Raw genomic sequence first — 13,962 nt, forward strand, 5'->3', positions numbered from 1 at the left:
ATCTCAACATATAAAATCCCCAAAAAGCAACCTTGAATTCAAGCCTGCTTTTTGAAGATATTATTAACCCTTTACTGCACCTGCGGTCATTCCTGTAATGAATTGTTTTTGTAAACTAAAGAATATTATCAGCACCGGCAACGTGGTAACGCATCCTGCCGCCATAAGCAAGTCATACCTATTTTGGTAGTTTCCTACATATAACCTGATTCCTACAGGAATAGTCGCCACATCGGCAGAAGTGGTCAGAACCCATGCGAATAAAAGTTCATCCCATGCCATAAGAAAAATGTAAATTCCTGTTGCAATAAGTCCCACTTTTGATACCGGCAGAATTACTCTTACAAAGGCTCCGAATTTACTGCATCCGTCAATAATAGCCGCTTCTTCCAATTCAATCGGAATGCTTGCAAAAAAACCTCTCAATATCCAAATACTAAAGGGAATAAAAAATGCTGAATACACAATAACAATTCCCGGGTAAGTGTTGATCAACCGAATTCCTAATGTTTCCTGAACCCGGATAAACAACAAGTATAGAGGAAGAAGAAACATAATTCCCGGAACCATCTGTGTTGCCAATACAGTAGCTCCGAAAATGCCGGAGCCGGGGAAATTATATCTGGACACCGCATATCCTGCTAATGTAGCAATACTTAGAGCCACTATGGTAGTGAGGCTGCATACAATGACACTGTTTCTGAAATATTGAAAGAAGTTAACATTTTTCCACATCATCACATAGTTTTCAAAATGCCTGGGAACTCCCAGTTTTCCTGTCGCAATCTCTCCCTGCGTCATTAAGGAGGTAACTATCATCCATATAATGGGAGCGACTGCAAATACTACAAAGATTCCCACCACTGCATTTGCTAATAGATTTATCCTCTTTTTTCTTCTATTATATTTATTTAAACCGTGTGTTTTCATTATTCTTTCACCACTAAATCATTCTGAAATACTCTATACCAGATTGCTACCAATCCCATTACACAAAGCATTACAATCACCGTTGCTGCTGCTCCTGTACCGAATTGCCATATTTGGAAAGAGTTGCGGTTAATATTCGTCATCATTAAATCACCGTATTTTCCGGGGAAACCTGCACCATGGCCAAACATCATGGCCACAATATTAAAGGAATATACATAGCTTATAATTCCGTTAAGTATCTGTATGGATAATACAGATTTCAATAAGGGGAGGGTAATATGACGAAAACATCTCCATGCACCTGCTCCGTCAATTTTAGCCGCTTCATAAAATTCATCGGGAATCTGCTGCAATCCTGCAAGCAGCATCAGCATTACAAAAGGAACTTGGCGCCATATGGTAGGAATGATAATAGCCACCATAACTGCAGGCCCCGTAAGCCAATAAGGCTTGCTTGGAAATAAATGAAGAACATCCACCAAAATGCGGTTAATAATACCGTCATTTTGCCACATGAAACCCCATAGCATACCAACGACAAAGGATGGGACTACCCAGGGTGTCATAAGCAACGTTCTGGCAAGTCCTCTGAATTTAAACTCTCGATTTAACAGTACTGCGAGCAACAAGGCAATAGAAAGAACCAATATACTACATATTAAGCCAAAAATTGCCGTATTTCTTAAAGCGTCAAAAAAACCTGAGCGCATGGTGCTGTTTTGATCAAATAAAATAGTTCTATAGTTATCCAATCCTATAAAAGGTGCCTTTAAAAACTTTTTAAGAGTAAATTGGTTCAGTTTTAAAAACGACATCATGATCCCTGATACGATGGGAATAAAGTGGATCAGAATCATTGCAACAATTGCAGGGGCAATTAAATAATAAGCCAATTTATTCTCTGTAATCCTTGCCCATAACCCTGTTTTCTTTCTTTTCGGAATTCTTTTACTTTGATTCTTACTTCTATTCATTTTCTATACCTCTGATTAAAGAAACCGCTGCAATCTAATTATCTCTTGCAGCGGTTCATAATAGTCCACTCTCTTATTTTTTATTCATTATAAATAACAGTGCTTTCACCTGCTGTTTGAGTCAAGAATTCTTTTGTTTGTTCCGGTTTATAGTCTCCGTATACACCCATTACATTATCCCAAACATTGCTTAATCCTTTCTGCAGAATAGTTTCTGAAGGACCCCATCCTGCTACGGAAGGATATGCCTTACCGAATTCCAGCTGCTCTTTAAATGCTTCTCTCATAGGCTCTTCTGATACGAAATCTGTTTCATAAGTTGCTTGTACAGTAGGTAAGTTACCGCAGAGCCTTTGATATGCAACCTGTGCATCTGGAGTCATTAAATATTCAATAATACGGTAAGCTGCTTCTTTGTTTGCAGAAGAGTTAAATACGCTCAAACCGCTGCCTCCGAAGAATGCATATCTTCCTGCAGGACCTGCCGGGAAAGGTGCTGTTCCGATTTTTTCTGCTAATTCAGGTTGTTCTCTTCTCAAAGTAGCAATTTCATATGCCCCAGTAAAGATGGTAGCTGCTTCACCTGAATTAAATAACGCTTCTACTTCTGCCGAGTTTTTCTCCAATGCAGGCATGCTCATAAGACCTTCCGAAGCTAATTCTGTATAGAATTTAACGCCTTCATATGCTTCGTTTGAATCTACCACACTTGTCTTATTGTCATCTGCTATAAATTCACCGCCTGCACCCCAAATCCAAGGAGCAAAGTTATGTATAACGTTCCAGTCATTTTTACCGGGCATTGCCAAAGGTGTTACTTCTTTTCCTTCAATGGTGACACCTTTCATTTTAGTTAAAGCTGCTTTAAAAGAATCCCAAGTTTCAAAATCTGTTTCAGGATTTACTCCTGCTGCTTCGCAAATGTCTTTTCTGTAGAATAATGCCCTTGTATCGATGAACCAAGGAGCTGCAAATCTTTCTTCGCCTGCACCTAAAATCTGTGTAGTAGGAAGTGTAGCAGGAACGAACGCTTCTTCTCCTCCGAACCTGTCATAGATTCCGGTTAAGTCTTCTAAAGCACCCATTGCCGCAACTGCTGCAACTTGTGTTGTTCCTAATTGAGTGATGTCGGGACCTTCTCCGCTTGTAGCAGCAGTTGTAATCTTAGTCCAGGCAGAACCCCAGTCAAGTACGGTTACTTGAATGTCAATATCTTGATTCTGTTCCAGAAAAGGAGCCATTACCGTTAAAAAGTCTGCTTCCGGCTCTCCACTATTAGGCATGATCCACATAGTTACAATTGTTTTGCCGTCAGTTGTCTCTGCCGCAGGTGTATCTGCCTCTGAACCTGTGTCTTCCGTTTTAGAATCTTCATTCACTTCTTCTTTCACAGCTTCTGTCGATGTGGCTTTGGAATCGGTATTATTACCGCATCCCATTAATGATGTGGCTAAAAGTGATGCCGCTAATACTAATGATAAGAATTTTACTTTCATTATGTACCCCCATTTATTTTTATGATACATAGATTATAAGATAAACTCCCTTATTCTATAACCCTATAAAATTACGATATTAATGGGTAAAATTCTTAAATCCTTCTATTCTTCATCCTTTTCCCCTGCTTTAAAAGGAATCTTTAAAAATACCTTTGTATATTCTCCCTCTTTTGATTCAATTGCTATGATATCCGCTATATTCTTAATGTCATAGGAAAGGGAAATTCTTGAAACTACAGACTTAACCCCAAATCCCGATTGAACTTCCAGCGGCTCACCTTTCATAACTTTGTCGATGGTATCCTTTTTCATTCCGCTCCCGTTATCCGCCACACAAAGTTGTGTAAAGTCCCCATCGGCTTTTGCAGAAATAGTAACATAAACAGGCTCACCCATCTGTTTAATACCGTATTTAATACTGTTTTCAACTAAAGTCTGAATGGTCATCTTCGGTATGAGAATTTCACGGCACTCTTCATCAATATCATAGGAAACTCTTAAAATATCAGGATTGCGAATTAGGGCAATCTTAATATATTCCTGTGAAATTTCCAGTTCATTGGTAAGGGTTATCATATCATTTCCCTGATTAAGACAGGCTCTGTAATATCTGGCAAGGGATTTAATCAGCTGATTGGCAGATTCTTTTTCTTCCACACTGATTAAAATACTGGCTGCATTTAATGTATTGTATAAAAAATGAGGCTTGATCTGATGGTTAATTACTGATAATTCCAATCCCTTTTGAAGCTTCTCTCTTCTTTTTACTTCCACGATCAAAGTCTTTATCTGTTCCATCATCTCATTTAAGGCTTTAGAAATATCGTCGGCTTCTGAATAGTATTTTTCTTTGGAAAAAAGAATATCTAAATTTCCTTGTATCCCTATATCACGGGCTCTTTTCGCAATTTCTTCAAGAGGACCGGTAACCCTTTTTTTTATGATAATGGATACAATTATAATAAATTCCATGGTTATGATCAGCATGAAAATCAAAGCAAACTCTATGTTGGCGCGAAATATGGAGTTCTTTGTCATCCCGTAGATTTCTCCCCGAATGCTTTCCATAGGTTGAGAACTATATTTGCGGGTGCTAAATAACCTCCATAAGCTTTTTGGGCTCTCGTCAAAATTCAGTTTCCCACTATAAGTTTCTATTTCCCCGCCTGCCGGAAATGAAATCATATTTCCTGATTCACTTTTTATAAGAACCTCATATCCTACTTCCCGGAGATAAAAATCAAAGCTTTTTTGAAGTAAATTAGGGTCTAAGAACACAATCAGATATCCCAGATGCTGCAGGCTTTTTTTGGACCGTATGCTGCTTACCAGATAAAAGGTATTTATCCCTTGATCTCCTGCGGAATCTTTTCCTATCTCCCAATAATAGCTGCTTTTACCCTGCTTAAGGTTTTCTATATCCAGCCGCTGCAAAAGTTCCTGAGGATCTTGTCCAAATGTGGGCTGCTTATATTCCGATACCGCTCCGTCTTCCATAATAATATGGATGGATTGGATTTCACTTCTTTCCGCCATTTTATTCATTAAAAATGTGCTGATCTGCTTGATTTTTCCTTCCCCTGTTTCATCTAATCTTGATTGTAACCCTTCTTCAATGACCAGGTTATAAGAAAACTTTCTAATATCCTCCAGCTGCATATTGATAAAATAAGAAAAAGTATCCAATATCCGACTGTTATCTAAATTTTGACGGTATACCATCTCTTTTCCGGTAATAGCGACGAAAAAAAAGAAGCCCAAAAGTAAGGATATCAGCATTGCCCTAATATAACTGCCCAGCAATACACTGGTTATTGTTTTATCTGAATTTTTACTTATTATTTTTTTACTCCGATATTTCATAGTTCTCACACTCTGTTTTCTTATACTCATTAGGCGTCATGCCGATGTATTTTTTGAATAGCTTAGTAAAGTAAGTCGTATCCGTATATCCCAGGTAATTGCATACTTCATAAATCCGCATATTCTTTTCTTTCAACAAATATTTTGCCCGCTTTATTTTGGTTCTGGTCACATAATTAAGGAAATTCTCGCTGGTTTCCTGCTTAAATAAACTGCAAAAATAATTTTTACTGATTCCCAATGCATCGCTGATTTCAGTTAAACTTATTTTATCATCCACATGTTCCACCACATACTGGCATGCCAGCCTTACTACATTATCCTTATATACCACCATATAGCTTTCCAAAATGGAAAAAAGACTCTTTACCTCTTTTTCAAATTGAGCCATTAAATCAGCCTTTGTCATATATTTTTGCTGATTCAGGGTCAAATACAGATCGAGCCGTTCCAGCTTGTTCAGATTATAATATTTTTTATTTACCGCTTGTACAATTTCTTCTAAAATATAAGAGAAACGAAAGCATGTACCGCTTATGTCCTCTTTATCATATTGAGCTTCTTCCTCCAGAATATCCTCAAGCAGTTCAAACGCTTTTTTATCTGTTAATAACACCGACTCAATTAACTTATTATCCTTTTCTCTGGAAAAACTTCTGTCTATGGAAACAATCAGTTTTTCCTTTATCTGCTCCAATACTTTTATGATTTGTTCTTCCACAATAGGTTTTAGTATATAGTCTGCCACTCCGTACCGGATCGCGGACTTGGCATACCCAAATTCTGCATAGGCTGTTAAGATAACAATGACCTGCTTGCCTTTTGATTCCTTTACCCTTTTTATATATTCAATTCCGTCCATAATTGGCATTTCAATATCAGTAATAATTAAATCAACTTTATTTTCCTTGAGCTGCTGTAACCCTTCCTCCCCGTTTTGAGCCTCACATACTACACGAAACCCCAACTGTTCCCAGGGTATTAATTTTTTTAATCCCAATCTTACAATAGGTTCATCATCTACAATTTGTACGCAAAACATATGTATACCTCCTACTTTAGTACCACCTATACTTTAATAAATTTCCCCTTATAATACAAGCTATAAAGAAATAAAGATTCCAGGCTGGAAATGAGGCATTCCCTTTATTCAAAAGAAAAGGACGGCGTAAAATAAATGCCCTGGTCATACCCTTCTTTTCATGGACATTTTTCTACACCATCCTTTTTATTTTATTTGCTTCTAAACCAATTTCGAATCCATTGGCCGCCTTCCGTTAAGTCGCTCTCCTCCCAATCGCAAATTTTTGTACTCTTAAAGGAAATGGCACTGCTGGCCTCGTTTTTATTTGCAAGATTCCAGCAGATATAACTTACGTTTTTCTCATCAAGAAGGGTAAGCCATTTTGTTGTTTGTTCCACATCATTACCTCCGTCGCCGGAAGCTTCACACATACCGAACTCGCTGACAAACACAGGAAGCCCTGCATCCAGACAGCTTTCCAATCTTTCGCGCAGCCAATCCGTGTGGGTTGCAGCATAAAAGTGCAATGCGTACATAACATTATCATATTCAAGGGGAGAAGCCGCTGCTTTATCAATATCCTGGCTCCAAGTAGGTGTCCCTACAATAATAACAGCATTTTCATCATTTGCCCTTATAATGGGAATTACTTCATCCGCATAACTTTTTATGCTGTCCCATGTAGCACTTTTACAAGGTTCGTTGCATATCTCATATATGACATTATCAAGTCCGCTATAAAGACTTGACATTTCATCAAAAAATTCTATTGCATCATCTTTATATACATTTGGATCTTCATCATTTAACACATGCCAGTCGATAATAACGTACATCCCAAGATCCGTGGCATATTCTACGCCTTTTTTAACAAGTGTCCTCAACTTTTCTTTGTCTGCGCTGCTTGTGGCATATCCTCCGTTTTCATACGTATACATGGCTATTCTTACACAATTTGTATTCCAATCGTCGCGCATATCTTTGAAAGCATCATAATTGATATATTGAGGGAACCACGCAATGCCATGGGTCGACATTCCCCTGAGCTGAACCGGATTTTCACTGCTGTCTACAAGTTCTGTTCCTTCTACGTGTAAAACGCCATGTTCTAAAAAAGGGGGGGACTTCTCATCTTTTGCAGCATCCTTATTTACATCATCCGGTAATGCGGTTGCACCGTTATCTGAAAAATTGCTGCTTTCCTTACTTTGCAGTTGATTACAGCCGGTCAGCATCATAAGAGTTAAGCTTAAAGCTGCCGAAATAATTAATTGCTTTATGTATTGGCTTTTCATAAATATTTCCCTCATTTTTTTCAGTATATCTATCTATATTACCTTATATTTCCCTTTATATTAACTATATAAAATTCCGATTTACCAAGGTAATATTACTATCGCTCCTTTCAGGTAATTAATCTGTTTAAGAAAAATAATCCGTATCCCAAAAAAGGAAGCATATCATCAATATATTGAATTGGAAAAAGGAAAAATTACATTTCCCTTTCTAATACCGGCATAAAATCAAATTTAACATTATTATTTTCAGCCTTCCTCCTTAATCACATCCTTATATACAAAATCAATTGTGTCTTCCGCTTCAAGTTCCCTTGTCAATATTGCTTCCGGAATAATTCCTATAAAATCCTTGTCCCTCCACCATTGCCGCATAGCGTCTGCCCCGAACTCGTTAGAACTGGATTTAGTCTGATGTCTTTTTAGAGTTTCTTCAAATGACAAATCGTAATAATAGGCAAATATGTTATCAAATTGGGCTGTCGCGAGTTCAAACAACGGTTTGTACCAGTCCGCATACATAATTCCCTCTAGAATAACAATATCACAATTACTTTTTCCATATATCAGTAGTTCCATCATCAACGGGAGTGCCTTTGTATCAAAACCATCTTTAACCTTCAGAATATCTCTGCGTACTACATCCTGAGAAATCAACATTGTATTATGACCAAATTTCTGCTGTAATCCTTTTGCTATTGTTGTTTTTCCGCTGCCCGAGTTTCCTCTGATAATAATTAAACTAGACATAATTCTTCTCCTATAAACACTTATTTCACTCTAATTAATCAGCTTAAATATATCTGTTAACTCATTAACACTGAGAACAGCTTCGGACAAATCCACATTAGAAAAATGAAATTGTTTTTAGAGGCGGAATCTTAACTGTTTCTATTAATTTGTGTTCTGCTTACTTTTCTATAGTAGATTCCTTCTCTTGATTATTTTACCATAAATTTTGAAACTACAGTATAAGTCATCATTCTTTTGAGCAGGAGAATCTATTTCATTAAGGTCATTACCCCTTATTATATAAATCCACAGCGCAAATCGGAATTTTAAATACACTAATCATTTCACTAGCATTTTCTCCATTCCGATAATATTCAAATACATATCCTGGATTAAGATTAAAAGGTTTTTGCTGCAATCACTGCCTCATGTATTGCCTTGTTAAGAATAGCTTCCACGTCCTCACCTATCACATCTAGTTTTTCTGCTGCTATAGAAGTAAAATCTGTTATTCCCAAGAATCCAAATGCGGTTCTTAAATACCTTTCTCCCATCTCATAATTGCTCTCGGGTTCAGAACTGTACCCTCCGCCACGAGTAACAATATAGATTGCCTTCTTCCCCATGAGCAATCCTACCGCTCCCTTCTCGGTATATTTAAAAGTAAGTCCAGTTACTGTAATATAGTCAATATATGCCTTTAATATTGCCGGAATACTGAGATTCCACATCGGAGCAGCCACAATATATTTATCAGCCTCTGCAAATTGATACGTATATTGGAGAACTGGATGTTTTTTACTCTCCTCTGTTTTGGGTCCGTACACCGTAGCGATATCATCAACTGATAAAAAATGAATTTTCTCCTGACTAAGATCAAGTATACTTATTTCATCCAAAGGGTTCATACGTTTATATTCCTCCAGAAATCTGTCAGCTATCCTAAATGTTCTTGATTCACCTTCCGATTTTGCATTAGCTTTAATATACAGTACTTTACTCATAATAAAATCTCCTTTTCTAATTAAAATATCATGTCAAAACTTATTGGTTTTTATTCTTAAAACGCCTGTTGTAATCACCAAAAACTTGACTCCGTTATTTTTTACAGTTTTATTTCATTCAAGTAATCGTTCGGACATTGCATCAGCTTTCCCACCTGCTGTTTCACAAAAGTATCCTCTTGATCGCACATGCTGACTGGTATCTGATCTGATTTCAATAGAGCAAGCCCTGCAAGGTTTCACCCCGTGTAAGTTTCGCATATGCAGCACTTGTGTTCCACAATTCCAGTGCATTTTCCATGTCATAGGAAAGTGAGGAAGACCTCTTTTCTTCTATTCCTCTATCAAAGTATTTCCCTGTTGCCCTTGCAAGATAAGGGTCAGTAATAATCTGAGATAACGCTAAAGCAGATTTCTCCAGTGAGCCTATCCTATCCGATACCTGTTGCAAAAATGACTCTGTGAAACGGGATTTGTCCGGAGCAAAGCCTGTATCAATCATCAAACCAGGATTAAATGCGTTGATTATAATACCTGCCCCGATACGTATAAGCCTTGCAGACAACTCATAGGTAAAATAAAGGTTGCACAGCTTGGAATATGAATAGCGAACAAAATTTCCTTCGAGAGTTTCATCCGGGCCGGCAATTGCTGCTGTTCCCGGCCAGGTCAGCTCCGCACCCGGAGGGTCATGCATGTCACTGCTCACCACGGCAATCCGCCCTGACGGCAGCATGGAAGGAAGCAGCAGATTTGTCAGCAGAAAATGTCCCAAATGATTGGTTTCGAAAACAATATCAAAGCCATCAGACGTTTTCCCGATATTGGTTCCATTGATTCCTGCGTTACATACAAGACCGTATAAAGGCAAATTTAGCTCCTTGTATTTTGATACGAAGGCCCGGATCGAAGCAAATGATGATACGTCGAGTTCCATTGCCTCAATATGTGGATTGCCGCTTATCTGTATGAGGTCAGCTTTGGCCTGTTCGGCTTTCATTGTATCGCGGCAGGCTAATATTATGCAATATTCCGTGTTGTGTGCAATATTTTGTGCACATTCGAATCCAAGTCCTGAATTCGCCCCTGTAATGACCACTGTCTTTTTATCATCCATATTATAGTAAATCCCTTTCTATTTATTATTCTACACTGTCATTATTGTTTTCAAGGTAGATTTTAATTATTATGTGGAAGATGTTATTTTTGTAAATTCAACGCTCTTATTCCATAAGTCCATTGTATTTTCAAGGTTGTACGAAAGCGGTGAGGACTTTCTCTCAACCGTACCCCTATCATAATATTTACCTGTCTTTTCTCCATAAATCTGCTCTGTTACCAACTCTGCCAGTCCCTTAGCAGACACTTCAAGAGAGCCTGCTCTGTCCGCAAAAATCTTTTTTGCCACAAAGGTCAGGAAGCCGGGATACTTGGGCATGAAATTAGTTTCCATCATCAAACCCGGGTTAAAAGCATTAACTACTATTTTTGAATTATTATTGATAAGTCTTCTGCTCAACTCATAAGTAAAGTACAAATTACATAACTTAGAAAACGAGTAGCGCCGCATATGATTTTTTTCCAGCTTATTATCAGGATGTGCCAATGCCAATGTACCCGGCCAGACAAGCTGTCTACCCGGCGGACAGTGCATATCGCTGCTCACCATAACAATTCGGCCGGCGGGTTGCATCGAAGGAAGTAAAAGATGAACTAGTAAAAAATGTCCCAGATGGTTGGTTGCGAACACTGAATCATAGCCATCCGCCGTTATTTCCATATTCCTTCCGGATATTCCCGCATTACAAATAAGAGCATATAGTGAAGGAAATTGCTGCTCCTTATATTTCTTTACAAAGTCCCGGACAGAGGCAAGTGAAGATACATCGAGTTCCAGAATGTGAATATCTGAATTTCCGCTGTTTTCAATAACCTCCTGCTTTGCCCGTTCTGCCTTTGCTTTATTCCGGCAGGCAAGTATCACCTGATATTCCATGGAGGCACTCGCAATCATTTTAGCGCTTGCCAGCCCCAAGCCTGAATTGGCTCCGGTAATGATGATTGTTTTTTTATTATTCATTACAGTATACAATCCTCCCTTTTCATTCAATATGCATAAGTAATTTACAAATCTTCCAATTCAACAGGCTCACCTGAAAAATCGGATACAACAGCCTTCATTCTATCTATATAGAATACCGCAAGCTTTCCATCATTAACACTATATGTATTTTTCAAAAAAGAATTAGCTTCCAACATTGCTTCTTTAACTTCAATCGCCTCATCTACAACGGCATTTCCCGTAATCCTTATCCATTTTCCTTTTACTATACCGGCTATCTCTATTTTAGGATTTCTGATAAACTGTGCGTAAACCTTTTTGTCATTACTTGTTGCCAAATATATCTTTCCATTGTATTCTACCGTTGCACCAAAGGGCCGTACCCTTGGCTGGTCATCTTCTACAGTAGCAAGATAATATGTCTTTGCCTCTTTTAAAAATCAACTACTTTACTCATTTTAATTAATCTCCTTCTGTATTTAGCTGCATGCATGGGGACCGGATATGGTCACGTTTTCACCTTTTCTCGCCTTGTACTGCTCGTCTTCCGGTATGGAAACCATATGTTTTCCTTTAGTATCGAAAACGGATAAGGTTCTTTGTCTTGTTCCTTAAGCTTTTCTATGAGACTATATCGAACAGTTCATAATTTCGATAGAGTTCGTCGGAGACAATTTCCATTTGGTGTGCATTCAGACTCATATTATCAAATCCTTTCTTATTTCTTTTACACTTTTCTATTCACTTAATGTTTAACAACTTCTCCGCGTTCAGATGTGCAAATTTTTCTTTCTCTTCCTCAGATAAACTACTGTTTAAAATAAAGCTTTCTGCTTCTTTCGTTGAAACATATGGGTAATCTACAGAAAATAGAATCCGATCGATTCCTATGGTTTCTACACACATATCCAAAAGCGCCTGCGTAAACATACCACTTGGTGTAATGTACATATTTTCCTTCAGATAATCACTTGGTTTTTTCTTTAATCCGGTCATTTCCGCAGAAAAAGTGGAATCAAAACGATCAAAAAAATATGTTAAAGTTTCACCCCAGTGACCTAAAATCATTTGCAATTTCGGGAATCTGTCAAATGTTCCGGATAATACCATATGCAACATCTGTGTTCCAGCATCCACATGCCATCCATATCCACTTGTAGCCATACGGGTGCTTACCGCAGGGCTTAGGTTCCCCGCATAACATTGCTCTTTTACTTGCGCAGGAGGAAATCCGGGGTGCAAATAAATTGGCACAACTAATTCTTCTGCCATTGCCAGGAAGGGGGCATAACATGAATCATCCAAAAATTTTCCATCCGTACGACCACTAATTTGAGCTCCTGCAAAACCGAGTTGTGTTACGCATCGCTTCAATTCAGCCGCACATGCCTCAGGGACTGCTGTTGGAATTGCTGCAAGGCCAACAAATCTATCAGGGTGCCTTTTGATGGCTTCTGCAAGATAATTATTTGCTTCTTCGCATACTTCTACGGCCTTATCAGGTCCTACCATTTGTGCTGAAGTATTGGATAGTACCTGTACTGAAATGTGGTCCTCATCCATTGTTTTGATTCGCTCATTATCAAGATCAAATAATAGTTCAAATGTTCTTCTATTACCAAATGCAGCAGCAAAGTCCGGTACCAATTTATTTAGATTGTCTTCACCTGCTTTACTTATTCCTGCATGGCCATAGTGTTCTTCCATTGTTATTATTCTCATTTACTATGCTCCTTTTTATATATTCCTTTAATTGACTCGGTGTCGATAATGTATATGATAGTATATAATCGACTCAGTGTCAATACATAATTCACCCCTTGTCACTTAAATATTGAAAAATGATTTTTGTGTGATATAATAAGTACAATCACACAAGAAAGGAAATGTCCAATGGGAAATCAAAGAGCACGTTCGCAGGCCGAAATTAAAGACCGCCGCCAGGAAATTATTAATGCGTGTGATACTTTATATACTAACCTCGGATATGATGCCGTTAATTTAAAAGAAATATCAAAAATGACTTCAATTACTCGTACTGCTATTTACACATACTACAAAACAAAAGAGGAAATTTTTCTGGATATCCTAAAACAGGAATATTTAAACTGGCAGAATGAATTGGAACTCGGATTTGAAAAGATTAAAACCGGGAACAAAGAAGAGTATTGCCACTTTCTGACCGATTCTCTTGTGAAACAGGAAAAGCTATTAAAACTTTTATCTGAGCACTTTGACTCGATAGAAAATAATAGTTGTTCTGAAAAACTATGTGAATACAAAAAAAATATCCGGCCCTTATTCCTGACCCTGTCACAAGGAACAAAGAAAGTATTTCCAGATAGCAGTGATAGGGCAGCAGAACATTTCCGGTTATTCTTTTTTGCATCGATTGGAGCCCTATATGGTATGACTCATCCTACTGAAAAACAAATTGCAGCAATGCAAGCCACAAATTTCTACAAGAAACTAAATTTTCCGGAATTGTTTTATGAACACACGTTGTTAATCGCGAGAAATCTATAAATGGAGTTAAATTGATGAAGATTGTAAACGTCTTGTGGCAGCAATAGAAA

At 37.9% G+C, this 13,962-nt stretch carries 12 protein-coding genes and 1 pseudogene; 1 reads left to right on the plus strand and 12 read right to left on the minus strand.

Annotated features, from left to right (window positions below):
- Positions 1-63 precede the first annotated feature (63 nt).
- The 12 genes and pseudogenes from CC90_RS0108450 to CC90_RS0108510 all read right to left on the minus strand — a co-directional run bounded on the left by CC90_RS0108450 (position 64) and on the right by CC90_RS0108510 (position 13,108).
- On the minus strand, positions 64-930 hold the full coding sequence (locus CC90_RS0108450) for a carbohydrate ABC transporter permease (protein WP_031390358.1): 867 nt from the start codon (positions 928-930) through the stop codon (positions 64-66).
- Entirely contained in the window at positions 930-1,907 is a 978-nt protein-coding gene (locus tag CC90_RS0108455; protein ID WP_081905916.1) for a carbohydrate ABC transporter permease, read from the minus strand. Before CC90_RS0108455 ends, CC90_RS0108450 begins: the two co-directional genes overlap by 1 nt.
- Before the next feature lie 80 nt (positions 1,908-1,987).
- Positions 1,988-3,403, minus strand: coding sequence for a sugar ABC transporter substrate-binding protein (locus CC90_RS0108460; RefSeq protein WP_031390360.1), 1,416 nt, complete (start codon positions 3,401-3,403; stop codon positions 1,988-1,990).
- Positions 3,404-3,508: 105 nt separating this feature from the next.
- Complete coding sequence (locus CC90_RS0108465) at positions 3,509-5,299, minus strand: sensor histidine kinase (RefSeq protein WP_081905917.1); 1,791 nt, start codon at positions 5,297-5,299, stop codon at positions 3,509-3,511.
- Positions 5,253-6,311, minus strand: a complete 1,059-nt coding sequence (locus CC90_RS0108470; protein ID WP_031390362.1) for a response regulator transcription factor — start codon at positions 6,309-6,311, stop codon at positions 5,253-5,255. Before CC90_RS0108470 ends, CC90_RS0108465 begins: the two co-directional genes overlap by 47 nt.
- Before the next feature lie 191 nt (positions 6,312-6,502).
- On the minus strand, positions 6,503-7,588 hold the full coding sequence (locus tag CC90_RS0108475; protein WP_035315263.1) for a glycoside hydrolase family 5 protein: 1,086 nt from the start codon (positions 7,586-7,588) through the stop codon (positions 6,503-6,505).
- A 249-nt stretch (positions 7,589-7,837) separates the two neighbouring features.
- Positions 7,838-8,338, minus strand: coding sequence for a kinase (locus tag CC90_RS0108480; protein WP_031390364.1), 501 nt, complete (start codon positions 8,336-8,338; stop codon positions 7,838-7,840).
- Between the two features lie 380 nt (positions 8,339-8,718).
- Complete coding sequence (locus CC90_RS0108485) at positions 8,719-9,324, minus strand: FMN-dependent NADH-azoreductase (protein ID WP_031390365.1); 606 nt, start codon at positions 9,322-9,324, stop codon at positions 8,719-8,721.
- Between the two features lie 214 nt (positions 9,325-9,538).
- Positions 9,539-10,441, minus strand: coding sequence for an SDR family NAD(P)-dependent oxidoreductase (locus CC90_RS0108490; RefSeq protein ID WP_031390366.1), 903 nt, complete (start codon positions 10,439-10,441; stop codon positions 9,539-9,541).
- A gap of 69 nt (positions 10,442-10,510) precedes the next feature.
- On the minus strand, positions 10,511-11,404 hold the full coding sequence (locus tag CC90_RS0108495) for an SDR family NAD(P)-dependent oxidoreductase (protein ID WP_031390367.1): 894 nt from the start codon (positions 11,402-11,404) through the stop codon (positions 10,511-10,513).
- A 44-nt stretch (positions 11,405-11,448) separates the two neighbouring features.
- Positions 11,449-11,814, minus strand: a pseudogene (locus CC90_RS0108500) (pyridoxamine 5'-phosphate oxidase family protein); the annotation flags it as partial.
- A gap of 313 nt (positions 11,815-12,127) precedes the next feature.
- On the minus strand, positions 12,128-13,108 hold the full coding sequence (locus CC90_RS0108510) for an amidohydrolase family protein (RefSeq protein ID WP_031390369.1): 981 nt from the start codon (positions 13,106-13,108) through the stop codon (positions 12,128-12,130).
- 171 nt (positions 13,109-13,279) lie between these two features.
- Here CC90_RS0108510 and CC90_RS23015 point away from each other — a divergent pair, with 171 nt between their 5' ends.
- Entirely contained in the window at positions 13,280-13,912 is a 633-nt protein-coding gene (locus tag CC90_RS23015) for a TetR family transcriptional regulator (protein ID WP_051869338.1), read from the plus strand.
- Positions 13,913-13,962: the final 50 nt, after the last annotated feature.

The sequence above is a fragment of the Kineothrix alysoides genome (assembly GCF_000732725.1).
Taxonomy (GTDB): Bacteria; Bacillota; Clostridia; order Lachnospirales; family Lachnospiraceae; genus Kineothrix; species Kineothrix alysoides.